The 25,647-nt window shown below is 49.1% G+C and carries 24 protein-coding genes; 7 read left to right on the top strand and 17 right to left on the bottom strand.

Going from position 1 to position 25,647, the window contains the following annotated elements:
* Positions 1-130: 130 nt before the first annotated feature.
* The 5 genes from AB4Y93_RS16730 to AB4Y93_RS16710 all read right to left on the bottom strand — a co-directional run bounded on the left by AB4Y93_RS16730 (position 131) and on the right by AB4Y93_RS16710 (position 9,707).
* Positions 131-4,036: a hypothetical protein gene (locus AB4Y93_RS16730; RefSeq protein ID WP_441893842.1), complete on the bottom strand. Its 3,906-nt coding sequence runs from the start codon at positions 4,034-4,036 to the stop codon at positions 131-133.
* A 213-nt stretch (positions 4,037-4,249) separates the two neighbouring features.
* Entirely contained in the window at positions 4,250-6,697 is a 2,448-nt protein-coding gene (gene pheT, locus AB4Y93_RS16725; protein ID WP_441893840.1) for a phenylalanine--tRNA ligase subunit beta, read from the bottom strand.
* An 18-nt stretch (positions 6,698-6,715) separates the two neighbouring features.
* Entirely contained in the window at positions 6,716-7,747 is a 1,032-nt protein-coding gene (gene pheS, locus AB4Y93_RS16720) for a phenylalanine--tRNA ligase subunit alpha (protein ID WP_167282285.1), read from the bottom strand.
* A 411-nt stretch (positions 7,748-8,158) separates the two neighbouring features.
* Positions 8,159-8,866: a response regulator gene (locus tag AB4Y93_RS16715; RefSeq protein ID WP_441893838.1), complete on the bottom strand. Its 708-nt coding sequence runs from the start codon at positions 8,864-8,866 to the stop codon at positions 8,159-8,161.
* Positions 8,859-9,707 carry a sensor histidine kinase gene (locus tag AB4Y93_RS16710; protein ID WP_441893836.1) on the bottom strand — a complete coding sequence of 283 codons (849 nt, stop codon included), beginning with the start codon at positions 9,705-9,707 and terminating at the stop codon, positions 8,859-8,861. Before AB4Y93_RS16710 ends, AB4Y93_RS16715 begins: the two co-directional genes overlap by 8 nt.
* Before the next feature lie 187 nt (positions 9,708-9,894).
* Here AB4Y93_RS16710 and AB4Y93_RS16705 point away from each other — a divergent pair, with 187 nt between their 5' ends.
* From AB4Y93_RS16705 to AB4Y93_RS16695, 3 genes are all read left to right on the top strand, one after another.
* Positions 9,895-10,038, top strand: a complete 144-nt coding sequence (locus AB4Y93_RS16705; RefSeq protein ID WP_441893834.1) for a hypothetical protein — start codon at positions 9,895-9,897, stop codon at positions 10,036-10,038.
* A gap of 168 nt (positions 10,039-10,206) precedes the next feature.
* Complete coding sequence (locus AB4Y93_RS16700; protein WP_441893832.1) at positions 10,207-10,662, top strand: MarR family winged helix-turn-helix transcriptional regulator; 456 nt, start codon at positions 10,207-10,209, stop codon at positions 10,660-10,662.
* A 69-nt stretch (positions 10,663-10,731) separates the two neighbouring features.
* The gene (locus tag AB4Y93_RS16695; RefSeq protein WP_441893830.1) at positions 10,732-12,012 is read left to right on the top strand and encodes an MFS transporter; all 1,281 of its coding nucleotides are present in this window, start codon (positions 10,732-10,734) and stop codon (positions 12,010-12,012) included.
* A 60-nt stretch (positions 12,013-12,072) separates the two neighbouring features.
* Here AB4Y93_RS16695 and AB4Y93_RS16690 read toward each other — a convergent pair whose 3' ends face one another.
* The 7 genes from AB4Y93_RS16690 to AB4Y93_RS16660 form a co-directional block, all read right to left on the bottom strand.
* Complete coding sequence (locus AB4Y93_RS16690) at positions 12,073-12,315, bottom strand: methyl-accepting chemotaxis protein (RefSeq protein WP_441893828.1); 243 nt, start codon at positions 12,313-12,315, stop codon at positions 12,073-12,075.
* A gap of 120 nt (positions 12,316-12,435) precedes the next feature.
* Positions 12,436-12,624 carry a hypothetical protein gene (locus tag AB4Y93_RS16685; protein ID WP_441893826.1) on the bottom strand — a complete coding sequence of 63 codons (189 nt, stop codon included), beginning with the start codon at positions 12,622-12,624 and terminating at the stop codon, positions 12,436-12,438.
* A gap of 103 nt (positions 12,625-12,727) precedes the next feature.
* Positions 12,728-13,147: a gamma-glutamylcyclotransferase family protein gene (locus tag AB4Y93_RS16680; protein ID WP_441893824.1), complete on the bottom strand. Its 420-nt coding sequence runs from the start codon at positions 13,145-13,147 to the stop codon at positions 12,728-12,730.
* Positions 13,140-13,937: a LamB/YcsF family protein gene (locus tag AB4Y93_RS16675; protein WP_441893822.1), complete on the bottom strand. Its 798-nt coding sequence runs from the start codon at positions 13,935-13,937 to the stop codon at positions 13,140-13,142. The genes AB4Y93_RS16680 and AB4Y93_RS16675 overlap by 8 nt, the downstream gene beginning before the upstream one ends.
* Positions 13,938-13,956: 19 nt before the next feature.
* The gene (locus AB4Y93_RS16670) at positions 13,957-15,045 is read right to left on the bottom strand and encodes a biotin-dependent carboxyltransferase family protein (protein WP_441893820.1); all 1,089 of its coding nucleotides are present in this window, start codon (positions 15,043-15,045) and stop codon (positions 13,957-13,959) included.
* Between the two features lie 20 nt (positions 15,046-15,065).
* Positions 15,066-15,761: a 5-oxoprolinase subunit PxpB gene (gene pxpB / locus AB4Y93_RS16665; RefSeq protein ID WP_441893818.1), complete on the bottom strand. Its 696-nt coding sequence runs from the start codon at positions 15,759-15,761 to the stop codon at positions 15,066-15,068.
* Positions 15,762-15,902: 141 nt separating this feature from the next.
* Entirely contained in the window at positions 15,903-17,189 is a 1,287-nt protein-coding gene (locus AB4Y93_RS16660) for a VWA domain-containing protein (RefSeq protein ID WP_441893816.1), read from the bottom strand.
* Between the two features lie 151 nt (positions 17,190-17,340).
* Here AB4Y93_RS16660 and AB4Y93_RS16655 point away from each other — a divergent pair, with 151 nt between their 5' ends.
* Together AB4Y93_RS16655 and AB4Y93_RS16650 are read left to right on the top strand one after the other, a co-directional pair.
* Positions 17,341-17,643, top strand: a complete 303-nt coding sequence (locus AB4Y93_RS16655) for a hypothetical protein (protein WP_441893814.1) — start codon at positions 17,341-17,343, stop codon at positions 17,641-17,643.
* Between the two features lie 36 nt (positions 17,644-17,679).
* The gene (locus tag AB4Y93_RS16650) at positions 17,680-18,108 is read left to right on the top strand and encodes a GNAT family N-acetyltransferase (RefSeq protein WP_441893812.1); all 429 of its coding nucleotides are present in this window, start codon (positions 17,680-17,682) and stop codon (positions 18,106-18,108) included.
* Between the two features lie 795 nt (positions 18,109-18,903).
* Here AB4Y93_RS16650 and AB4Y93_RS16645 read toward each other — a convergent pair.
* The 3 genes from AB4Y93_RS16645 to AB4Y93_RS16635 form a co-directional block, all read right to left on the bottom strand.
* The gene (locus AB4Y93_RS16645) at positions 18,904-19,866 is read right to left on the bottom strand and encodes an aldolase catalytic domain-containing protein (protein WP_441893810.1); all 963 of its coding nucleotides are present in this window, start codon (positions 19,864-19,866) and stop codon (positions 18,904-18,906) included.
* Positions 19,867-19,967: 101 nt separating this feature from the next.
* The gene (locus tag AB4Y93_RS16640; protein ID WP_441893808.1) at positions 19,968-20,960 is read right to left on the bottom strand and encodes a hypothetical protein; all 993 of its coding nucleotides are present in this window, start codon (positions 20,958-20,960) and stop codon (positions 19,968-19,970) included.
* Positions 20,961-21,082: 122 nt separating this feature from the next.
* Positions 21,083-21,823: a GTP cyclohydrolase II gene (locus tag AB4Y93_RS16635; RefSeq protein WP_441893807.1), complete on the bottom strand. Its 741-nt coding sequence runs from the start codon at positions 21,821-21,823 to the stop codon at positions 21,083-21,085.
* Positions 21,824-22,115: 292 nt separating this feature from the next.
* On the opposite strand from AB4Y93_RS16635, the gene AB4Y93_RS16630 reads away from it, so the two are divergent.
* Complete coding sequence (locus tag AB4Y93_RS16630; RefSeq protein ID WP_441893805.1) at positions 22,116-22,448, top strand: winged helix-turn-helix transcriptional regulator; 333 nt, start codon at positions 22,116-22,118, stop codon at positions 22,446-22,448.
* Positions 22,449-22,675: 227 nt separating this feature from the next.
* Positions 22,676-24,034, top strand: a complete 1,359-nt coding sequence (locus tag AB4Y93_RS16625; RefSeq protein ID WP_441893804.1) for an arsenic transporter — start codon at positions 22,676-22,678, stop codon at positions 24,032-24,034.
* 82 nt (positions 24,035-24,116) lie between these two features.
* Here the strand turns inward: AB4Y93_RS16625 and AB4Y93_RS16620 are convergent, their stop codons facing one another.
* Together AB4Y93_RS16620 and AB4Y93_RS16615 are read right to left on the bottom strand one after the other, a co-directional pair.
* Positions 24,117-24,878 carry an ABC transporter permease gene (locus tag AB4Y93_RS16620; protein ID WP_441893803.1) on the bottom strand — a complete coding sequence of 254 codons (762 nt, stop codon included), beginning with the start codon at positions 24,876-24,878 and terminating at the stop codon, positions 24,117-24,119.
* Positions 24,875-25,627 (bottom strand): ABC transporter ATP-binding protein, encoded by a 753-nt coding sequence (locus AB4Y93_RS16615; RefSeq protein WP_441893802.1) that lies wholly within the window; start codon positions 25,625-25,627, stop codon positions 24,875-24,877. The genes AB4Y93_RS16620 and AB4Y93_RS16615 overlap by 4 nt, the downstream gene beginning before the upstream one ends.
* Positions 25,628-25,647 lie beyond the last annotated feature (20 nt).

The raw sequence follows: 25,647 nt of genomic DNA, 5'->3' as shown, positions 1-25,647 counted from the left end.
CGTAACTTCCCCCCTTTTAGTTACTTCAATTTCATAGGTTCGTTTTTCTCCTATCTCAGATCACATCGTTCGGCCACGGCGAAAAGAGAGCCATCCGAAATAACTCAGATGACTCTCTTTTGTATCTTATTTAGCTATGCTCGATTAATTCGATCCACTCATTATACTCGGTTTGAAGCTTGCGGTATTCAATCTCCAGCTTCTGATGTGTATGAGTGAGCGATTGAAGCTCCTCACGAAGGGCATCCGTTTCGCCCGAAGTTTCATTATGCTCTGTTGCCAGTGATTGTGTCCGCTCTTCAAGCATCACCCGCAATTCAGCCGCTGCCGCTGCTTCAGAGCGTGCCGCTTCAAGCTGAGCAAAGAGTGTCTTCTCTGCGGCTTCACGGGCACGTTCAGCTTCGGACAGCCGCTCTGCTTCTTGCCTTGCTTGACGGGCTAGCTTTTGTTCCTTCTCCAGTTGCTCCGTTAATGCTTGAACTCTTGATGATGCTGCTTCCAGGTGCTGCACAGTGATACGCTCACGAGCTGCCGTATACTCAAGCTGTTCCAAGAGCTGGTTCTCACGTTCCATAGAATTTGCGAGTTGCTCTTCCATTTCCAGTCCGCGAAGCTCAACATCTTCTATCGACAATTGAAGCTCTTCAATTCGAGCACGCAGATTACGCTGCTGTTCTTCCTGCTTCGCCATAAGCTCGGAATAACGTTCCTGTGCTTCAGCTTGACGCTCTTCGAAGCGTTGTTCCAAATGTAATCTTTGCTGTTCGATTTGACGGGAATGGTTATGCTCCCGCTCGTCGAGCTCCACCTTAAGCTCTTGCTGCTGACGTTCGAGCAGTTCCATTTGCTCCATATGCTGAAGCTCCAATAGTTCTGTTTGATCAACAAATTGCTTCTGCAGCGTACGAAGCTGCTCTTGATGACGTTGCTCGAGCTCAGCGAGTTTTTCTTCCTGTTGTTTAGCCATTGTTTGGCCTTGCTGCTCAAGCTGGCTTTCCAGTTCCTTCTGCGTCAGTTGGTAAGCTTCTAACAGATGCTGAAGTTCCGCATATTGCTTTTCATAACGTTCTTTTAATTCAAATTGCTGCTCAGCATGGCGTAGTTCAAGCTGCTCCTGCTGCCCTTCATACTTACGCTGCAGCTTATATTTATCTTCTTCGTATTGAAGCTCCAGTTCAATTTCCTTCTCTTCAAAGATAGCTTTGGCCTCAGAGAGCTGACGTGCTTGCTCCTCGAGCCGGCTCTCCGCTTCACTATATCGATCAGCGTGAATCTGCTCGATAGCTGAACGTTCCGCAGCAAACTGACGCTTCTGTTTCTCTAGTTCATCTTGAAGATACACATATTGCTCCTGCACTTGCTGCAGCTTCTCCGTTTGTTCCGCTGCAAGAGCCTCTATAGCAGTCTGCAGCTCCTGCTGTTTACCAGCCTGCAGTTCCATTTGCGCGATTGTTTCAAGCGATTGTATTAATTGCTGTGATTGTTCTTCTAATTGCTCCTGCGTCTCAGCAAACTGCTGACCAAGCTCTTGCACTTCCTGTTCCAGAACTCGAATAGAAGCACGCAATGCTTCCTCCTGCTCCAGTGCCTGCATCAAATGATCATCAGCTGCTTGCAGACGCAGTTCATGAGACTGCTTATCTTGGTTCCAGGCTTGCTCAAGCTCGGCTGCTTTCGTCAGCAGCCTTGTACGCTCCTCAATCCAGTTATTACGGCGGCGTTCAAAATCAGCCTTTAACTCCTGCTCAAGCTGAGCGATCTGCTCTTGCCATTGTTGTTCCTTTGATTGGATTAATTCGAGTGCTCTCGCACGTTCAATCTCCAGTTCTTCAGCAGCAATGACTTGAGCTAATGTAAGTTCATCAGCGGCTTCTACTACTTTGTCTCGCTCACGCGCAATCTCCTGCGCTGCTTGCGCTTGCTGCTCAGCCAAAGCAGCCGCGGCTTTTGCACGCTCCAGTTCCAACTGCTCTGCCAATACGTTTGCCGCTTTCGCACGCTCACGCTCCAGCTCCTCTGCGGCCAGCGCTTGGGCGAGCGCCAGCTCATCTGCTGCTTCTGCTGCTCTTGCTCGCTCGCGTTCCAGCTCCTGCGCCGCACCTTCGCGCTCACGTTCCAGCTCTTCTGCGGCGAGCATTTGGGCCAGCGCCAGCTCCTGAGCCGCTTGCGCTTGCTGCTCAGCTAAAGCTCTCGCTGCTTTCTCTCGCTCATGCTCCAGCTCATCAGCAGCGAGCGCTTGCGCTAACGCCAGCTCCTCGGCTGCTTCTGCTGCTTTAGCACGCTCGCGTTCCAGCTCTTGCACCACTTGCGCTTGCTGCTCGGCTAACACTCTCGCTGCTCTTTCTCGCTCACGCTCCACATGCTCTACCAACGCTCTTGCCGCCTGCTCACGCTCACGTTCTAGCTCTTCCGCAGCTAACGCTTGGGCCAGTGCCAGCTCTTCGGCCGCTTCAGCCGCTCTCGTACGCTCGCGTTCCAGCTCTTGCGCTGCTTGCGCTTGCTGCTCGGATAACACTCTCGCTGCTTTCTCGCGCTCAAGCTCCAGCTCCTCAACAGCTAGCGCTTGTGCCAGCGTAAGCTCCTCGGCTGCTTCCGCTGCTCTCGCTCGCTCGCGTTCCAGCTCCTCCGCTGCTTGCGCTTGCTGCTCGGCTAACGCCCTCGCTGCTCTTTCTCGCTCACGCTCCACTTGTTCTGCTAACGCTCTTGCTGCTTTCTCGCGCTCTTGCTCAAGCTGCTCCGCTAACGCTTCCGCCGCTTTAGCACGCTCGCGCTCCAGCTCCTCCGCTGCTTCCGTCGCTTTGGCACGTTCACGCTCCAGCTCCTCCGCTGCCAGCGCTTGTGCCAGTGACAGCTCCTCGGCTGCTTCGGCTGCTCTTGCTCGCTCGCGTTCCAGTTCCTGCGCCGCTTGCGCTTGCTGCTCCGCTAACGTTCTCGCTGCTCTTTCGCGCTCACGCTCCACTTGCTCCGCCAACGCTTCAGCTGCTTTCACACGCTCGCGTTCCAGCTCCTCCGCAGCCAGCGCTTGTGCCAGTGACAGCTCCTCGGCTGCTTCCACCGCTTTCGCACGCTCACGCTCCAGCTCCTCCGCTGCCAGCACTTGCGCTAACGCCAGCTCCTCGGCCGCTTCGGCTGCTCTTACTCGCTCGCGTTCCAGCTCCTGCGCCGCTTGCGCTTGCTGCTCCGCTAACGCTCTTGCCGCTTTCTCCCGCTCCTGCTCGAGCTGCTCTGCTAACGATCTCGCTGCTTTCTCGCGCTCACGTTCCACATGCTCAACCAACGCTCTCGCAGCCTGCGTACGCTCACGGTCCAGCTCTTCTGCAGCCAGCTCTTGTGCTAACGCCAGCTCGTCTGCCGCTTCCCTAGCTCTTACTCGCTCGCGCTCGAGTTCCTGCGCTGCTGCTGCCTGCTGCTCCGCTAACACTTTCGCAGCTTTTTCCCGCTCTTGTTCGATTTGAACCGCGGCTTCTGCACGCTCACGCTCCAGCTCAGCTTCAGCTTTCGCTTGTGAAATCTCCAATTCCCGCTCCAGCTCAGCTGCTGCAAAAGCTTGTACACGCTCGATCTCTTCAGTTGCCTCCGCTTGAGCAAGTGCAAGCAGCTCAGCTGCTTCTTCCAGCTTTGTGGTCAATTCCTCAGCAGCAGCCGCTTTCGCTGCGGCAATCTCGGTTTCATATTCGCCGCGAAGCTCCTCGAGCTCAGTCTTCGACTTACGCTGAACGGCAGTAAGCTCCTCACGCAGTGATACCTCAAGTCTACTTGCCTGCTCAAGCAAATCTACCAGTACAAGACGCTTTGCTTCCGCATCATGCAAAGTATCATTTTCGCGGCGCAGACGGAATACTTCCTCTGTCATCTGCACAGCAGCCAGAACAGCCAGTTTAGGCATATCAAGACGAGGAGAGCCGATCGCGAGCTTTTTCATGGCATCGTCAATCGTGCTGGCTACCCTTTTAATATAATCAGCATTATTGTGGCCCTTAAGCTTATATTGATGTCCGTATATATCAACGGTTACAACGGTTTGATCAGTATCCATACTGGGTAACCTCCTATTTATCTGCCTCACATTTTAAGGTGCTTCATCAAATTCAATCATTTGCCTTCATCTATGTAACAAGAAACGACAGCTAAAGTTTCATTTATGTGAAAAAACTCATTTTGAGAAGCCTTTCATGGGCAAAAAACACAAAAAAAGCCGCATCGAAAGTTCACAAGGAACTATTTCGATGCGACTTAAAAGGTTTCCTGCCTACTTCCTTAATTCTGCCGCAAAAGATTGTTCTAGTTCTGCAACAACTTTACCGTGCAGTTCTGTCACTTCTTCGTCGGTCAGCGTACGGTCCGCATGACGGTAAAGGAGCGACAAAGCAACGCTCTTCTTGCCTACTCCAAGCTTCTCACCTGTGAACACGTCAAACACTCGAACAGACTCGAGCAATTCACCGGCAACGGCCCAAGCTGTTGCTGTAAGCTTCGCAGCCGGAACGGCAGCATCGAGCACAACCGCAATGTCACGCTGCATAGCCGGGTAACGAGGAAGCGCCTTGTATACAATGCTGGAATCTGCCAGCTCATACAATTTGCCCAGCTCTATCTCAACTACATAAGTGTCAGAAAGATCGCTCTCATACTGCAGTGTAGGGTGCAGCTGGCCAACATAACCGATTGTTTCCGGTCCATGTGCTGTATCCACGATTACAGCTGCTGTTCTTCCTGGATGGAAGTTCACAGGCTGCGCCGATTCATAACGTACTTTAGCCGTTAAGCCAAGAACATCAATAACGGTCTCAAGGACGCCTTTGGCATCATAGAAATCAACCGGAGCCGATTTGCGGTTCCACTGTGCATCAACGCGGTTACCAGTAAGAAGAACTGCGAGGCGATGCTTCTCATGTGGAAGACGAGTGAGCTCCTCTTCCTCCGTGTGGAATACACTGCCGATTTCAAAAATAGCAGAGGATTCATTTTTACGATTACGATTATAAGTCGCCGTCTCAAGCAACTGTGCGAGAAGCGTTGTACGAAGGACGCTGCGGTCCTCGCTCATCGGCATCGCCAGTTTCACTGGCTTTAATCCCGCGCCAGACAGATCAGGGAATATTTCCGTACGAGCAGGGCCAGTGAATGAATAGCTCATCACTTCATGCAGACCTGCATCCGTCAGTCTTCTGCGAAGCTCGCGGCGAATCGCTTGTGGCTTCGTCAACGCGCCAGGCGTCACATCACCGTGAATAGGCGTCGTTGGAATATTGTCATAGCCGTACAAACGAGCTACTTCTTCAATTAAATCTACATCACGCGTAATATCGCCGCGACGAGTTGGTACTGTTACGGAGAAACGATCATCTGCATCTGCTAAACGGAAACCAAAGTGAAGGCGGCCAAAGATCGTTTCCACTTCCAGTCTCGAGAGTTCCGTTCCAAGGTAGCCATTGATCTTCGCAAGTGTCACGTCAACAACAGCCGGCTTCGCCTCAGCGGTAACCACTTCAACAATTCCTTCTGCAACCAGTCCATCTGAAAGCTCAGCAATAAGTGCTGCAGCGCGGTTCAGAGCTGGAATAACGCGGCCAGGATCTACTTCTTTCTCGAAGCGGATGCTTGATTCCGAACGGAGACCAAGCTGACGGGAGGTTTTGCGAACCGTACCACCGTCAAATCTAGCCGACTCAAGCAGGATGTTAACGGTTTTCTCGTTCACTTCCGAGTTCGCCCCGCCCATAACACCAGCCAGAGCAACAGGCTTCTCACCGTCTGTAATCACAAGCATATGCGGCTCAAGTGTACGCTCTTGATCATCAAGTGTAACAAGCTTCTCGCCTGGCTTCGCCAAACGTACATCGATACGGCCTGTCGTAATGGAATCCGCGTCAAAAGCGTGAAGCGGCTGGCCATACTCGAGCATAACGAAATTTGTTACGTCAACAACGTTGCTGATCGGGCGGATACCCGCTGCAATCAGGCGGTTTTGCAGCCATTGTGGAGATGGGCCGATTTTTACACTTTTAATGTATCGCGCGCTGTAATGCGAGCATTGCTCAGGTGCGCTTACCGATACCGAGATATGGCTGTCTGCACGATCAGCCGCGTGATTCACAACAGCCTCAGGCAGACGAACTTCACGGCCTGTCAGGGCACCAATCTCATAAGCAACGCCTAACATGCTGAGGCAGTCGGAACGGTTAGGCGTCAGATCCAGCTCAAGCACTTCATCATTGATGCCAAGAATATCGCCGATTGGCATACCAATTGGTGTCGATTCAGGAAGCACAAGAATCCCTTCCTGCTGCTCTTTCGGCAGCAGCTTGTCATTAATGCCAAGCTCCTTCGCCGAGCAGATCATCCCTTGCGATTCTACACCACGCAGCTTCGCACGTTTGATCGCAAAGTCGCCAGGCAGCTTCGCACCGATCATCGCAACCGGAACCTTTTGTCCAGCATCAACGTTCTTCGCTCCACATACGATTTGAAGCTCTTCGCCTGTGCCGACATCAATCTTACATACGCTCAGCTTATCTGCATCCGGATGCTTCTCCCGGGATTTCACGTATCCGACAACTACGCCGGTTACCCCTTTGTTCAGAGATTCCACGCCGTCAATCTCGATACCGCCGCGAGTCATTTTTTCTGCTAATTCATCGGCTGTGTAGCCGCTTAGATCCGTATATTCATTCAACCATTGGTAAGATACTTTCATCGCTTATTTCCCCTCCCCTTACATTCTCGCGAATTGGCTTAAGAACCGTTGATCATTGGTATAGAAATGACGGATGTCATCGATGCCGTATTTCAAAAGAGCAATACGCTCTACGCCCATACCAAATGCAAATCCGCTCACTTCTGCTGGATCGTAGCCGCCCATCTCGAGCACGCGCGGATGAACCATGCCGCAGCCAAGAATTTCAAGCCAGCCTGTTTGCTTACACATCCGGCAGCCATGACCGCCGCATTGTACGCAGGTTACGTCTACTTCCGCACTTGGCTCCGTGAACGGGAAGAAGCTTGGACGAAGACGAATTTGTGCCTGCTCCCCATACATTTGTTGTACAAACTGAAGCAGCGTGCCTTTCAGATCACTCATGCGGATGTTAGGACCAACCACAAGACCTTCAATTTGATTGAATTGGAACGAGTGAGTCGCATCGTCATCATCGCGGCGGTATACTTTACCAGGGCAAATGACTTTAATAGGCTTGCCGTTCATTTGCTGCATCGTCCGCACTTGCACCGGGGATGTATGAGTACGCATCAGGATATCTTCCGTAATATAGAACGAATCCTGCATGTCGCGGGCCGGGTGATTTTTCGGCAGATTAAGCGCTTCGAAGTTGAAATAATCGGTTTCCACTTCCGGACCTTCTGCTATGGAGTAACCAAGGCCTACGAATACATCTTCGATTTCTTGCGCCACTTTGTTCAGTGGATGTACAGCGCCAGTAGGCAAAGCTTTACCTGGCAGCGTTACGTCAATGGTTTCTGCGCGAAGACGGTTTTCTGTCTCAGCCGCAAGGAAAGCATTTTGCTTCTCGTCAATAACCGATTCAATCGCAGCGCGAACCTCATTCCCCACTTGACCAATCACTGGACGCTCTTCAGCGCTAAGGCCGCCCATACCGCGCAAAATCTCGGTAAGTGCACCTTTTTTTCCTAAGTATTTGACACGTAAATCATTCAACTGCTGCGGATTATCGACCTGCTGCAGCTCTTGCAGCGCTTCGCCGCGTAGGGCTTCCAAACGTTCTTTCATCGTAAAATCTCGCCTCCATCTTGGATTATAAAAACAAAAAAAGGCCTTCCTCCCCGTAAGGGACGAAAGACCGTGGTACCACCCTAATTTGGATTGCTGTTCCTCGCTTATACCTATAAGCAAACAACACAATCCCTTAAGCCCCGTTAACGGCGGGAACCGGACCTTCCCTACTCACGCTTTGGCAACAAGGCCGCAGCGGTTCAGATGTCTGCTCCGGAGTGAATTTCAGCAGCCTGGTTATCGTAAAAACGCTCGCAATCCATGGCGTCTTCTCCCTGTCCGGCAGTTCTGCTTACTTATCTCCATCAAAGCTTTACTCATTTTAAAATATTATAGACACAATAATCCATATTATATGCTTTTCCTTATTCCCTTGCAACTCCATGAGTTAAACAAACATAGACAGACCTATTTTCCCAGCAGTCCTTGCTCGTATGCATAACGGGTAAGCTGAACTCGGTTATCGAGATGCAGCTTCTGCAAAATGTTCTTCAGATGATTCTTGACCGTATGCTCGGATAACCCAAATGCCGTTGCAATTTCCTTATTCGATTCCCCCGTCACTACGCGCTCAAGAATATCCTTCTCTCTAGATGTAAGAGGTGTGGTCAGCACAGAAGAATCACTTATTCCCGGCTTAGCCCTGCTGTTTCCATCGGCCGCGCCGCCAGATACCGCAGATGAAAACTCCTGCAGCAGCTTGAAGGCAATCTCCTTCGACATAGGCGCTTCATCAACCACAACAGCCCGCAGGTATTCCTTCCAAGCCGAAGGTGCTAAATTTTTAAACAGATAACCCTGTGCCCCCCGCTTTATCGCCTCGAACAGATGGGTAATATCATCGGATACCGTGACCATGACAATCTTTAAGGAAGGGTATAGAAACTTTAACTGCTGCGTCGCTTCAAGTCCTCCCATCCCCGGCATATTGATATCCATCAACACGAGATCGGGTAAAACATCATCGATGCGGGCAATCGCTTCCTCACCGCTCGCTGCTTCGCCAACAACCGTGAAATCCGGATCCGAACCAATAATCTCCCGCATACCTTCTCTTCCATGCGGATGATCATCCACCAGAAATACCCGGATTAATGCTTCCTGCTCCTTATTCATTCTTGTCCCCTCCTGACATAATACGAATCCATGTCCCTTCTCCCTTGGCACTTGTAATGCGGAACGACCAGCCCATCTGCTCTGCCCGTTCCTTCATCATTCGGATGCCATAGCGATCCTTTGCTTCAATTTTGCTAGACTCTGCCCCTACTCCGTTATCTCTTATTTCACAGTCAAAATTCCCATCCTCATCAAGCTGATGGCAAATGACCTGTACTTCCGTTGCCTGCGCATACTTTCGGACATTCATCAGCGCTTCCCGAATAATGGCCTGAAGCTCCACCATCTGTTTATTCGTCAAGACTCCTTCCGGAAGCTGCCAGTCAAGCTGAACGTGGATGCCGCTGTTTTGCAGCAAATCAGAGGCCGCACTGTAGATTGCATTCAGCCAGGAATCATCTACAACTACAGCCGGAGACTGCAAATTGGCGATCGATTGGCGGACGTCCTCATAGACATGCTTAACCGTCTTACGGATCTGTTCTGTCGTTTCTCTTGCCTCATCATTTAGTTCTGTATGCTCAAGCCGATCAAGCTTTACCGACAGTAAAAATAAGGATTGCGATATGCCGTCATGCAGTTCACGCGCCAGCTGCTCACGCTGCTGGAAGGACGCCTTTGATAACCGCTCCCTTTGCAGTGCCTCCTGCATCTGCTCGAGCTTGGCAAACAGCCCTCTTGTTAAAGTTAAGGTGATAAGAAATACAAGTGCAGGCGCAAGAAAGTTGCCAAGCTCCATCGAGATAAAAGGCAGCAAAAAGACATGCCGTACGTACTCCCATAATCCAACCACAATTACAGGCAGCCACATGATAAAAAACTTCAGCCATTTATAAGACATCGGATGAACCCTCCGTTTGACATCGTGAATCATTAATGATAATAACAATTTCCCGGGTAATGGAAAATAAAAGGATCCCCCTTCAAGTGTACTAAACGCCCTCGTAAAGAACAACGAGCGATTCGTATAAGAAGCCTCGCCCGCGAGAAGAATGAGGAATAGATGTGAAGATTGGAGGAATAACGGGATGACAGAGACTTATTTTAAACTTGCAGAGCTTGGGAGTCATGTAGATGCTCTTGAGGAGATTCGCCATTTGGAGCAGAAGCTGACGGATCAATTCGGATCAACAATCAGCTTAATCGCTTATGAGGCAGAGGAAGACAACTAACTTAACGCATATGATACCGGCATAAATTACGCATCCATTGGCTGGAGAGTGTCCTTATGGGCATTTTCCATCCTCCGCAAAAATTCTATTGACAGGGTTCCCTTTTTTTATTATTTTTGTTGTACATACAAAATAGAAGTCATCACATTAACGAGGAGGGTATATCGTATGACAAACGAGAACCTCACCAACGAAGACGACGCTAACGAGTCTTTTTTGCATAATTGTCTCTACTTCACAACGAATCGCTTGAGCAGAGCCATTACCCGCATGGCTGACGAAGCTTTCGCAACAACGGGGCTTGCTCCTGCATACGGCTATGTAATCCGGTTGGTTGTAGCAAAGCCTGGCATTACGCAGAAGGAATTGTCCGAGAAGCTGTATATTACTCCCTCCACCCTCACTCGATTCATCGATAAGCTGGAAGGCAAACGTCTCGTGGAGCGCAAGGTACAGGGCAAGACGGTCCTTGTCTACCCAACAGAGAAAGGCCGGGAGCTGGAACCAACTATTCGAGCCGCTTCCAAGAAGCTTCTTCAAACGTATCAAGACATTCTTGGCGTCGAAGCTGCAGTGCTTCTGACCCAAACGCAAGAGGCGACAAGTGATCAATTAGAGAGATAATTTAATTTTTTGTTTAATCAAATTTTTTTAATTATACGTTTGTATGTACAAACAAAATTGAGGTGTGAAATGACAAATCAAGTACAAGTAAAAAGTAAGTTTTATTATGGCTGGATTGTCGTTCTGCTAACTTTCGTTACCCTGTTAGTATCCGCAGGTATTCGCTCCATGCCAAGTGTATTAATGATTCCCTTCCAAGAGGAATTTGGCTGGAGCAGAGGCGAAATCTCCAGTGTCGCTTCGATTGGAATCTTACTTTACGGGCTTGTTGGTCCCTTCTCTGCTGCCCTCTTGCTGCGCTTCGGGATTCGAAAGGTGGTGCTGCTGTCTCTGTCGATATTAGCGGCAAGCCTTGCGGTTACGCCATTCATCACTGCCTTATGGCAGTTTGATCTGCTTTGGGGTCTTGTCTCCGGTCTTGCAACAGGTATGATGGCCAACGTGCTTGGGGTCACCGTCAGCAATCTATGGTTCGTCAAGCGCAAAGGACTTGTCGTTGGACTATTGACGGCAAGTGCTGCTGCAGGACAGCTGTTGTTCCTGCCCCTTCTGGCCAGGATGACCTCCGATTACGGCTGGCGGTATGCAATGTATACAGCGGTAGCCGGCATTGTCGTCGTACTTGTTGTTGTAGCCATATGGATGAGGAATCATCCTTCCGATGTTGGTGCTGCTCCTTATGGAACGGATGAAGTGGTTGTTCCAACGCCATTCCGAGGCCATTTATTTCTTACTCCTATTCATAATCTTGTTTTTGCGATGAAAAATAAAACGTTTTGGCTGCTCGCTGGAACCTTTTTTTTCTGCGGATTTTCAACAAATGGTTTGATTGGCACTCATCTTATTGCCGCCTGCGGCGATCACGGAATGGTTGAGGTTGCTGCTGCAGGGCTGCTGGCGATGATGGGCATATTTGACCTATTCGGAACGACAATCTCCGGCTGGTTGTCCGACCGCTTCGACAGCCGCTGGCTATTGTTCTGGTACTACGGCTTACGGGGTTTGTCACTGCTGTTCCTTCCATTCGCGCTTGATGCTACTCCATCTATGCTCGTTATTTTCTCGGTGTTCTACGGGCTCGATTGGATTGCAACAGTACCTCCAACCGCGAAGCTCGCTGGCGAGACATTCGGAAAAGAAAAATCAGGCATGATTTTCGGATGGATTGTTGTTGCCCATCAGATCGGTGCTTCAGTCGCTGCATATGGCGCAGGGCTTATGCGAGATTGGCTTGGCACCTATTCGCAGGCTTTTGTGATCGCCGGCTTTACCTGCTTCTTCGCTTCCTTAATGGCTATTCGTGTTAAAAGACATTTTGCGGAACGCAAGGATCCTGCTGTTCAAGCTTAATGTTCGTTCATAAATAATCCGGCAGTCCCTTTATTAGGGATAGCCGGATTATTTGCAGCATTACACCTTAAATTTCTTGATCTCCAATTGCAGCTGCTCCGCCATTTGAGATACCGATTGCGCAGCACCGGCAATCCCTTTCATCGATTCCAGCTGCTCCTCCGCTGAAGCAGATACTTGCTGCGCACCGGAAGCCGTATGCTCCGACACCTCCGTAATAGACTTCATCGATTGTACCATCTGCTCAGCACCAGCTGCCATTTGCTGAACGGAGGAAGATACCTCTTGGATCTGTGAGGACACTACATTCACCGATTGCTGACCTATCTTGATCTAGTACAAAATTTGGAATTTTTGAACTTTAGGAGCATAAAAAATGGAGGACATGCCATCTTGGCACATTCTCCATAATATTTCATTCACTTATCGCAAAAACTTGACCAGATCGAGCTTGACCTCTTCCACCCAGACATCGGTAATTTCGGCATCCCTGAAATATTTCCAGCCCTCATAGTAGACCTTCGTCATATAGACGGATACATCAAATCGCCCCATAGGGAATGTTACCTTATAACCTTCAAAGAATTCTCCTGTAATACCATCTTCAGTCATAGTTAACCTCTCCCCGATCCCTATCAAATCTCATACATAATATCTAATTTTAGGAGATTATTTCATTGGAGTCTAGCGAAAAATTAACACGGCATGAAAGCTATTATTTACCAGTAAGTTTTTTCAAGTAATCAGGCCAAAAGACTTCAGAAACAGCTGGGCAGCTACGGTCTTCCGGCCATATATAGACCCAGCCCTCCAGATTGGGATTATGAATATCACGCACCCAGATTCGTTCATAGTCGTTTAATTCCTCTATCCCGTAAAATTCCTCAAGTTCATCCAATAGGACCAGCCCACTAGGGTCAATCGTTAACCATAGGCCTTGAATAACGGAAGTACGTATCCGGGAAGCCAGATCCCTAACTGCTGCAGGATATTCACCTACATCAACGAGCCGGCCCGAAATAACACCACTGACGGCGGTATCCCTTATGTATGGCAATACAACATGATGGTTGCTAAGACCCGGGAGTAAGGAGCCATATACAAATACTCTCACTCCTAGCTGCCGCTTATTCACGCAGCATCCTGCTTGGAGAATGGAGATTAATACCGGCCGCTATTAAAGCCTCGTTAATACGGGAAGCAAATAGGGCTGCATGAGCACCATCCCCATGCAGGCAAATGGTATCCGCCTGAACATGGACGGGTGAACCATCCGGCGTATAGACGATTCCTTGCGCAGCCATAGCTACTGCCTGTGCCGCAGCTTCGTCAGCATCATGGAGAACAGCCCCTGGCTTGCTGCGGGCGGCAAGACTGCCATCTGGTTCATATGCCCGGTCTGCAAATACTTCAGAGGCATAGGGGATTCCGAAACGAATCGCTGTATCTAGTATAAGACTGCCGGATTGGCCGTAAATGATAAGCTGATCATCTACAGCCAGAGCGGCCTTGATGATCGCTTCGGCTATTGTCTTATCCCGGCCTGCCATATGATAGAGAGCCCCATGCGGCTTCAGATGATTAAGCCTTCCGCCCGAAGCCCTCACGATAGCTTGCAGCGCACCAAGCTGGTACAACGTGAAATCATATACCTCAGAAGCGCTGACTGACATTTCCCGGCGTCCGAAGCCAAGCCGATCGGGCAGGCCAGGATGTGCTCCGATGGCTGCACCAGCAGCAAGTGCTTGATTAACCGCCGTGCGCATCGTATGGGGATCGCCGGCATGAAAGCCGCAGGCGATGTTGACGCTGGTGACATATTGAAGCAGCTCCGTGTCCTGCCCAAAGGTATAGGTACCAAAGCCTTCTCCAAAATCACAGTTAAGATCAACTGTGCGAATAAGTGAATTATGATCGCTTGTCATAATGAAGCTCCTTTCTCTATTAAGGCTGACGGCTGCGAATGGCAGCAGCCAGCATGCGGATGTCCTGCTCGCGCTGGCGATCCAGCCGCTGCGCTTCGGCTAGCGTGACAGGCTGAAACCGGATGGCATCACCCGGTTTCGCCTGCGCTAGCAGCGGCATGTCGACCGTTGCGACATGCGCGATCTTCGGATAGCCGCCGGTCGTCTGGCAGTCAGCGGCTAAGATGATTGGTCCGCCGCCGGGCGGCACCTGCACGGCGCCGGGCGTTACCCCGTGCGAGAGCAGCTCCGCACGGGATAGTCTTGTAAGCGGGGTGCCGATGAGGCGGCACCCCATCCGGTCTGAGGCGGGAGCGATGTAATACCGCTCCCGGAACAGGGCTTCACGGGCAGCTTCGCTGAACTGCCCGTATTCGCTCCCCGGCATCGCGCGAAGCACGATGCCGTCTTCGCCGTCGCCGCCGCCATAGGCTGCCGGCGGCGCAAACCATGGCGCGGCCGCCCAAGGCAGGCAGCGCCCCGCGCCTAGTGGCGCTGTTGCGGCGGCTTCGCCAAGCCGCGACAGCGCCGCAAGCCATGCAGCTGCCCACCGGGACGGGGCAGCTGCGCTTTGCCCTGCGCCGCAGGGCAGGGCATCGCCGGCGGCAAGGCGCCGCCCGGCTAGTCCGCCCAGCGCGGCGCGTACATCCGTGCTGCGGCTGCTGAGCTCACGCGGCACGCCAAAGCCCCCAGCTGCCGCCACATAGACACGACAGCCGCTGACAGCGCGGCCAAAGCGCAGCACCGCGCCGCGCGGCACAAAGACCGGCCGCCACATCGGCAGCTCTTCCCCATTAACTGTAGGTTCCATGTAGGCACCGCAAACGGCAATAAGCAAATCGGTCTCAACCACCAATTCAGGACCAACAAGCGTTATTTCCAGGCCTGCCTCACCTTCCTCGTTACCTACAAGCAGATTAGCGATCCGCAAGGCATAACGGTCCATTGCCCCTCCGCTCGATATCCCGGTTGAACGGAAGCCGTCTCTTCCCAAATCCTGAAGGGTTGTGAGCAGTCCGGCCTTCACTACTTTCATGCCGCCGCTCGAATCTCCCGCTTCCAATTCCATACCGATCACCCTCTCGTCAGTTACATGGGAATAAACCTGATGCGGTCGCCTGCTCTTAGAAGCACCGGCTCACTTCGTTCTTTATCAAACAGCACGATTGGGGTATAGCCAATGATCTGCCAGCCACCTGGTGTTGCGAGGGGATAAATCCCAGTCTGCTTACCGGCTATACCAACCGATCCAGCCGGAACGACAGCGCGAGGCGCTGATTTGCGAGGCTGCTCAAGCTGCTGAGGCAAGCCGCTCAAATAAGGAAAACCCGGCATAAAACCAATCATCGCCACCGTATATGCCGCTTTAGCATGCTCTTCAATAAATTGATCAGCCATCAGGTCTGAACGAGCTGCCGACTCCAACAAATCTGGCCCGTACCGTCCGCCATAATAAGTTGGAATATCAATCTGCCGTGACTGAATTTCCCGGTCCGAATCCAAAATACCTCTTGCAATAAACCCTCTTAGCTTTCGCTCCGCCAATTCATACGGTACGAGGTCTTGCGTCTCTGAACCTTTCCCAATCTCCTGCCATAGCACAGAAGGATCATACAAAACCGTCACCGTTTCATAAGCGGGTACAACATCAACAATCCAACCTTCGGCTTGCTGCCTCAAGGCCCATGCAAAATCAGCCATTTGCCTCCAGCCGTCCGCACCTGCAGCTTGTTCCAGTTGAACGACAACCGCCCGGTCGCCAAGCGGCGTTAGTTGAACCGTCATTTCCACCAGCCCCCGACTCTGTTCTTTTCATACATTGTAAAAGAAAACCTGCACGACGGCTATCCTGCACAGAGAAAAAGAGATCGGCCCTTATACCAAGCCTGCTGGCTTCGGGTCGATCTCTTACAAACCTCAATTTAACTACTCCACATAACGATTAATGACCTCTACAAGCAGATCATTAAGCAGCTTTGTCTCATATTCCCCAACAGCCGGTTCCAAATGATCACTTCCGATACCGCTGTCATCGGTCAAGAACAAATACGTTCCTCCCGTTGCAACAGCCGCAAACCGCAGCAAATACTCCGTATCGATATCAATACCACTGGAAGCAACCGGTATGATTCGAATACCTTCCTTGGCTGCCTCAGCCATCACGCTGTGCATCTCTTGTATCATTTGAGTCTCTTGATGCGGAGGGGCATCCAGCACAAGGAACAGCAGCCTCGCCCGCGCTTTCTCACTCCATTTATGCTCACTGATGGCATTGCGTAAAGCCTGCTCTACTGCCTCGGGATAATCCCCGCCTCCCTGCGCTTTCTGCTGGGCAATAAGCTTAACAGCCTGATCGATGTCCTTAGTAAAAGGATTCGACTTGACGACATAGTCATCATGAACATCACGGTAAAAATTCGTACTCATCTGTATATCCAGCTGATTCGCATGTTGATCGCCTACCCGGCCGATCACATCCTTCAGCTCTGCTTCTAGATAATCCATCTCGTCCTGCATGGAGCCAGTCGTATCTACGACAAACATAACATCAACCTGATCGGAGATGGACATTTCATCGTCCAGATCAACCTTTAACGTACCTTGGCCAGGGACATCAATATCCTGAATCCGCTTTTTCTGCTGGTCAGCCATAACCTCAACGGAATAACGAGTTCTTTGATCGGTCTGCTGCTGATTATCCCGGAATAATCCAGCAAAGAGGTAAGCTCTTCCGTCAGCATTCGTTCTCGCTTCCCATACGACGTCTTTCTGCTGCCCGATCAGCTTTACCTTGGCGTCAGATACGGCCCGGCCATCCGAAGTAACCATCACCTCAAGCCGGTTGAAGCTATTGAACTGCCAATCGGTTAAGCTGATGCTCCCCTCTCTGCTGTTCAATAAGTTATCGAACCGCTCCCAGGCCGCAAGATCATCCCACTCACCAGCTGTAAGCTGTCCTGCTTGAATAGGTGCATCTGTCCGACCCTGCCTGCGGACTTCTTCTGTTGCCTTAGTAGGTTCTTCTACTCGGTTTTCTTTTGTGTGTCCACGGTCATCCGCAGCTGTATTTGATGCGCTGCTGTTTGTACCCGGTGCACCTTTATTCGCCGCATTATTATTACTTGATGAAGAACAGCCTCCCAAGACAAGTAATGCAATAAGCGTAAAAATCATCATGGTCATGAGCTTGCTTTTTGTTTGTAATTTAAGCATTTTCCACAACCCCCTTTTTTTGTTAATTAGTAAGACGAAGCAGGGCTGGCGATTGTTGCATTAACCGGCAATGAACATTACAATCAAAAGCAGACATCACGGCATACATTTCTTCCACGCCGTTCTATGTCGTTCATGGAGGGCTGCAATAATGGAAACCATTCAATTAAAGGACATTGAAATTGTATACCAACAGCAAATGAAGGAGCTTCCGTTTCAGACAGCCGAGCTTGTATTAGTGTCGGATTATGGCTCCCGGCTTTGGTATGTGGATGTTAATGGAGTAAAGGATCTTGAGCTGCTCGAGTGGTTTGGACAAAGCGAGGACATTCGAATCGAGCTTTTCGCAACAGCTCTGGACGGACGAACCTTTAACGGAACAGCCTACCTGCATCCGAATGAGCCACATCAGGCTGCAGCCATTCGAGGCGACGGAGAGCTTCGCGAATCATAATGCTTTTTTGTACATATGGAAGGAGATATCTACATCATGACCATTACTTCGAGAGTTATTACCAATGAACAAGATCTGCAAGCGGCCTTTGATATCCGTAAAAAAGTGTTCGTTGACGAACAAGGCGTCCCTGCCGAGAACGAATACGATGAATTCGACGCAACAGCCAAGCATGTGCTTGTCCTTTACAATGGCGAACCTGTTGCTACAGGTCGCCTAAGAGAGGTCGATGGCGCTGCCAAGCTGCAGCGTATCTGCGTACTTGAATCCCATCGCAAATACGGCCTTGGCCGCGCAATCGTCGAGGCACTCGAATCGGCCGCCCGTGAAGCCGGTCTAAAGGAAGCCAAACTAAACGGCCAGACACATGCTGAAGCCTTCTACACCAAACTCGGCTACCACACCGTCTCCGACATCTTCATGGAAGAGGGCATCCCTCACGTCACCATGAAAAAAAAGCTGTAAAACTAACTTCCGTTTCACCAAGGAGCTGCCTATATCAGGCAGTTCCTATCTCTTCCCCGTCCCCATCCTCTAACGTCTCACCACCCACCAGTATTCACTAGTATTTACCAGTATTCTATGCTCATCACAGCTCCCCACAGCCTTATCGTCTCCCCACCAAACTAACCTTGCTCTTCACCTGCTATAACCGTCCACTTTATCTCCCATCTAGCGCCTTTTCCACCTTGGTCAGAGCGCTAACGAATCGTAGAAGTCTTATTTGGATGAATTGGGCAACGTATAAATTCTAAAGAATCCTAGTATCGTTATTTGGCCGACTGGCGGCAATAAACGATGTCAAAAGTCTAAATAGCGTATCTAGGATTCGTTAGAATCCGCAAAAGGGCTTTTTAGAGCAAATAAGAATACCAGGATTCGTTAGAAGCGGAATAGAGTAAAGTTTATGCTTTCAAGTATGTTCGAGTCATCTCTCGTCGAATCAAGTGAGTGAGAGATGGGCGGATCAATTATCCGCCGGCCTGCGGCAGAGCCACGCAGGCAAATCCAACTGTCCCCATCACAAAGGGGCAGCCTATTTTAAGGCAGCCCCTTTATTGGGGTTGTGTGCGAAGTGAGGTAATGTATCTCTGGAGGAGCGTCAGCGCCTGCCTTTGGTGTCGTGGGAAAACCTTACACAATTCAAATCAGATCCCACGACTCCAACAGCAGCCGGAAGAGAAACATTACCACCCTGAGCATGCACTTAACATCCCAAATAAAAAAGGCCGCCTTAACCAAGGCGGCCCAACACACACACTATTTACTGTGAGCAACCTCAGGAGTCGTCAAACGATCGTAGAAGTCGACACATTTATCTTTGTCGTTGGAATCGCGAAGTGCCATTGCCGAACGAGGATGCTCATCAAGCATACCTGTGATCATGTAAGGGATAATGTAGCCCCACTCTTCCTTCTCACGAAGTGGAATCATGTATTTCTCGATCATGTCGAGAAGCGGACGTACATTGTATTTCGCATTTTGCAGGTTAGCTACAAGCAGCTCCGTGTTGCAGTTGCCTGCAGCGCGGCCCATGCCGTATACCGAAGCGTCCAGCAACTCCACACCTTTTTCAGCAGCAATCAGTGTATTTGCGAAAGCAAGCTGCATATTGTTATGCGTATGGATGCCTAGACGTTTATTAGGCAGATGATGTTGGAATTTATCAATCAGGTAGCTGTAGTCGTTTGGCTTCAGGCTGCCATAAGAGTCTACAATATAGACAACGTCTACTACGCTTGCTTTAATCAATTCGAACGCTTCAATCAGTTGGTTCTCCATGACATTGGAGAGAGCCATGATGTTAAGCGTTGTTTCATAACCGCGTTCATGGAACAGTTGAACCAGCTCAAGAGCCTTGTCCACATCTTGGATGTAACAAGCTACACGAATCAGGTCAAGCAAGCTTTCGCTGCGCGGCAAAATGTCATTCTCGTCTACACGTCCGATATCTACAAGTGCGGACAGTTTTGTGTTGCCTTTGCTTGGGATAACTTCTTTCAGGAAGTTGTCATCCAGGAAACGCCAAGGGCCTGCTGTGTCTGCACCTTTCAACAGCTTTGGTGAGTTTTTGTAGCCGATTTCCATATAATCTACGCCAGCTTCGTCCAATGTTTTGTACAGATGCTGAACGAATTCAACGCTGAAATCCCAGTTATTCACAAGTCCGCCGTCACGGATCGTACAATCGACAATTTTACAATGGCTCGTTTTTGTGTTCATGTTCTACTCCTTCTAGTTTTCGTATGTTACATCCCATCATACTTGAAAAGAATGCGGAACGCAAAATAATTTTGTCGTTTTTTGGATGAGTTACAGGCAGATTACAACAGACTTTTCGCCATCGTCCGATAGTTTTTCTGGAACTGTTCCACCTCCGGCAGAAGCCTTTTCCCACTTGGCCCCTGGATCAATACAACGTCATTGGATTCAGCAAGTATGTTCAACAAACGATCAGCCATTTTTGCTGTAACCGTATCTGGATTTTCTTTCGTTATTTTAACATAACTGGCCTTAACCTCTGGTATTACCTTTAAGTTTTCAGAATTGGCTATTGGTGTATTCGGAAGACCTTTCAAATACATGCTTAAATACCGGTCCAAATAGAGGTCTTCCACTTCCTGATATTCCGGTGAATCAGGAAAATCCCGCAGGAAGGTTTCTGCCATAATGGCTCTATTGGAAAGTTCATTCCAGGAAATCACAAGTCCGGCATCCATTGCAGCAGGCTCACTCGATTCAGCTGCTTTTAGAGCAATATAGCTGTTTAACGGCTTGGACAAATACGTGCTGTATATTTGCTGACTGCTGTAATCCACGATCGGATAAATTGAGCCTTCCACCCATACCAGCTTATAGCCGCCGGATAACTTCGTTACAACGAGCTGCCTGATCGTATCATCCGGAATGGAGGCCGCATTCGCTGATGTAATCGGCCAGTCCATCTCGGTAAGGACCTTTTGCACATCATCGGCAAAAAAAGCTTGCTGCGACCGCTCCAGATCCTTGCTATAAAACGTATAGAGCTCCCTCACCATTTGATCGGCATTATTCTGCCCTGCTTTATTCATATTCTCATTCAGGAAAGAAACAATATCCGATGCTTCCTTGGCACTGCTGACTACGGTATTGAATTTTTGAATCAGCGCATCCTGATCTGCACTTTTCTCTACCGCTTCAGCAGCACCCGGCTTCTCAGACCTTAATTCCTTATTTGCAATGTTTTCATCGGACTTTCCTTTACTGCATCCCACAAGTCCAATGGCAATCCATATAGACAGCAATATATATAATGACTGTTTTATTTGACTATTCATACACACCCAACCTTCCGTTCCATATAGTTTATGCCAGATTGAGCATATCCATTAGACGACAGGATATATGGTTTGGTTTCGGTCCGGCAGCAAAAAAACAGGCCGATCACTCGGCCTGTTCCTTATTTCAAGGCTAATTTCCGTTCGAAATGACCGGAACGGACAACTTTTGTCGATAAATATTTCTCATTATGAACAGAAGCTTCTCCCCATAGCGGCACTCGCGATAAAACATTCATTCCCGCATCACGCATCGCTTCCACTTTACGAGGGTTATTCGTAATGATGGACACCGGCGCTTTCCGCAGAAGCTTCAGTACGCTGATCGCCTCGCTGTAATCACGTGCATCTTCGGCGAAGCCTAGCTCAAGGTTAGCATCTACTGTATCAAGCCCTTCCTCTTGCAGCAAGTACGCCATTGCTTTGCTGAAAAGACCAATGCCACGTCCTTCATGATTCGCCAAGTAGAATAAAGCACCTGCTCCATTTGCAATGATCATCTTCATCGATTGCTTAAGCTGGAACCCGCAGTCGCAGCGCTGACTTCCGAAGATATCTCCGGTATGACAAATGCTGTGCATACGGATAAGTGCTTCTTCCTCATGCTCGAAATCACCATAGACAAGTACGCTTGATTGCTGGAATTCCGCATAATGTACGGCGTTTAGTTCCGTAATAAGCTCTTCTACCGATTCATTCGTATGATTGTCTCGACGCAGCCAGCTATACCATTGGAACGTAACCGTCTCGCCGTCCAGATCCACCGGTAGCTTAATTGGACCAACGACATGGATAGCATGGTCTCCATTGTCGATTGTTTTAATTTTATTTTTTAATATCGATAAGATATGTTGTTTCGTCATCTATCGCACCTTCTTTTTTTAGCTGAATAATAAACCACGAATAATGGACCAAAAACTTGCAGTGAATACCAGTATATTGAGATTTAAGCATAAGCGCAACAGGCAGCTGGTCCTTTCTGCCATTGGCCTACATCCGCCAGTATGGAAAAAATTACTGAATTCTTCGTTACTAATAGTAACTAATTATAAATTCATAAACAAGTGACGTCAAGTTACAAGCCTGACAAAAGTTTGCTTGTATTCATTTAACATAGTGACTATAATGAAATGGAATTCAATCGAGGTGATCTTTATGGAGCAATCTGACCTTTGTCCGCGTCTGCAGAAAGGGATGGATCTCATTGGGAAACGTTGGATCGGCTTAATTATTTACCAACTGTTATCCGGGCCGCAGCGTTTCTGCGCCGTTCAAGCCGCTCTTCCAATCAGCGGCAGGCTGTTATCCGAGCGCTTTAAGGATTTGGAGAACGAAGGAATCGTAATCCGGGTCGTCTATCCGGAAATTCCTGTCCGCATTGAATATTCCTTAACAGAGAAAGGGCGAGCTTTGGAGCCTATTGTGCGGGAAATTCAGAAGTGGTCACAAGAGTGGATTAATCAGGATCAGGCAGCAACCCTTTCTTAATAAACCTTTTTAGAAGCTTGTTCTTTCCTCTTTGGAAAGAGCAGGCTTCTTTTTGCTTAAAGATAGCGGATTTATAGATTTATAGATTCATCTGACTAGTACGCTCCATTAAGAAGGCACATATTAATATACTATCAATATCTACTAGTGATAGTTGTAGTAGAGAATAAGGATGGAGGGAGGAAGGAACCGCATAAGTAATCTGACTGAATTGAGGTGATTCTTACATGCAATCTGCTGCGGTTTCAATTACACTAATTTCCTTTGTCTTTACTTTACTGCTTATTCTGTGGAGACCAAGGGGATTAAACGAGGCTATACCTGCAACCTTTGGCGCTATTCTTGTTATTCTAAGCGGCGCGGTATCGATGCAAGACGTTGTGCAAATAAGCACAACGGTAAGCGGTGCTGCCATAACGATTATGGCGACAATTGTAATGGCCATTGTATTAGAAAGCTTTGGTTTTTTTGTTTGGGCTGCTGAAGGACTAGCTATACGGGCACGTGGCTCGGGGATCCGTTTGTTCTGGTATGTCAATCTCCTATGTTTTCTTATGACCCTATTCTTCAATAATGATGGAAGCATCCTCATTACTACCCCGATTCTGCTTATTATGCTGCAGCATCTAGGGCTGAAAAACCGCCAGAAGATTCCCTATTTATTGTCCGGAGCATTAGTCGCCACCGCTTCAAGCGCACCAATAGGGGTAAGCAATATCGTTAACCTGATCGCACTCAAAATTGTTCATATGGACCTGTACATGCAAACCTTAATGATGTTTGTACCTGCAACACTTGGCCTGCTGTTCCTCGTTACTCTGATGTTTATTTACTTTTACCAGCAATTGCCTAAGAAAATTCCGATGACAGTCTCCATCCCTCAGCATCCAATACCCAGTCATCCGCTTCGCCACTCTATTGATGATCGTTCCAGCCGCAAATTCAGCAATCGCTTTATGGGATATGTCTTATTATTTGTTTTTTTCGTCCGATTAAGCTTATTTGCCGGCTCCTATTTCCATATCCCAATCGAGTGGATCGCGGTTGCTGGTTCTTTGCTCTTGCTTAGCTGGCGTTGGATTTATCTGAAGGTGCCGCCTAAGGATGTTCTCACCAAAATCCCATGGCATATTCTTATCTTCGCTTTTGGCATGTACGTTATTATATATGGCTTAAATAATATAGGATTAACCGATATGCTTATCCATGTCTTCCAACCACTTGTTTCAGGGGATCTGTTGAATGCAAGTCTATTGATGGGCGGACTTATATCCCTGCTATCTACTTTCTTTAATAACCACCCTGCTCTTATGGTTGGTACCATGACCCTGACCCATATGAATCTGGACCCTCTTACGCTGAAAATCGCTTATCTGGCCAGCGTCATTGGGAGTGATATCGGATCACTGGTTCTTCCGATCGGGACACTTGCATCACTCTTATGGCTGCACATTCTAAAGCAATATAAAGTGAAATTAAGCTGGAAAGATTATATGAAGGTGACATTAGTCGTTATCCCGCCTACTGTCATATTTACACTGGTTTGTTTGGCTTTTTGGGTTACCTGGCTGTCCCCCACTCATTAAGTAATAGGTGTTCGCATCCTTCTTGACCAAACCCGAAGGTTTAATCTTCATTTCGATCATTGCTGCAAAGGATGCGAGTACCCTAATCTGCTGGAAGTACAGGCAGTAGTCTGGCATCTTTCGTAAACCAAAGTTTATAGCTGATTAAACTAAGTATCATCGCTGTCATCGCTGCTGAAGACGCTAGAACAAACATAATCAGAATCTGATATCGAACAGCCTCAATCGGATCTGCTCCCGCCACAATCATCCCCGTCATCATGCCTGGCAGCTGTACAAGCCCCACCGTCTTCATCCCGTCAATGGTCGGAATCATGCTGGCTCTGACAGAGCGGCGCAAGGAGCTGTGAATCGCCTGCTTTTCTGTTGCCCCAAGTGCAAGAAGCATCTCCATCTCGCCCCTTGCTGCCTCCATCTCCCGCTTCATGCGATTTAACAATAATCCGCATACGATCATAGAGCTCCCGATAATAATGCCACTTACCGGAATGATATATTGAGGCGTTGGTGCAATAATGCCAAGACCCAGCAAGATGCCCATCGTAACGCCTTCCGTACAAGCAAGCGTAATTGCAATTCGCAGCCGAATGCCCCTTATATGCTTTGCTTTTGCCCCGGCATTCCAGGCTGCAACCAAGATCATGCCCGTAATGATGATGAGAATAAAGAACGGGTTACTTGTTCCAAATACAAAGTGGAGGACATAGCCGATAAAGAGCAGTTGGACTGCTGAACGTAATGTTCCGATTAAGATTTCCTTTTCCAGTCCAAGCTTCTGCTTCATGGAGATGAATGCCGCGACCGCAACAAAACATAACGTACAGATGAGCGCCATATTGCTCATGGATGCTTCACCACTTCTGTCTGCAAGCCACTCATGAACTTTTTGGCCTGAGTGGTATTCGGATGCTCGAAGAAAGCTGTTGCCTCCCCCTTCTCAAGCAAACATCCCTCCGCCATAAACCAAACCTGATTGCTGATTGCACGAGCCTGCTCTACATCATGCGTAATCCATAAATAAGCTTTTGACGAGTCAGCTTCTGACACCCATTCCAGCAGCAGCTGCTCTACCGCATGCTTGCTTCCTGGATCAAGCGAGGATGTTATCTCATCAAGAAGAAGAATATCCGGATTTAACATAAGAGAACGGACAAGTGCCAATCTCTGCTGCTCGCCGCCGGAGAGGTCAACGGCATTCTTGCCCCAATCGAGCTGCCCGAGCCCTACAGCCTCCATATAGCGCCGGGCAAGCTCTTCTTCAAAAGGCCGATCATGCAATAGGCTGACCGTACGTAAATTATTCTCGATGCTGCCCGTAAGCATAACAGGCTTCTGCGCAACGTAACTCACCTTCTTGCGCCAGCTTTGCGGCTTCCATTCCTTACTTGTTTTACCCTCCAGGCAGATCTCACCGTCGTCCATTCCTTCAAGCAACGCGATAATGCGCAGCAACGTGCTTTTCCCTTGACCGGAGCCCCCTATCAGAACTATGCGGTCTTCGGCACTAATATCTGCCGCTATATCCCGGAACAGCCATGCCTTTTCCTCATCAAATTTATATTTGGATACCTTGTTTAACTGTAATAAGGACACCTGTTATTCCTCCTGCACTC

The sequence above is a fragment of the Paenibacillus sp. YAF4_2 genome (genome assembly GCF_052113225.1).
In the GTDB taxonomy this organism is placed as follows: domain Bacteria; phylum Bacillota; class Bacilli; order Paenibacillales; family Paenibacillaceae; genus Pristimantibacillus.
The sequence above is the reverse complement of the archived record's forward strand: the minus strand, read 5'-3'. Positions and strand labels throughout refer to the sequence as shown.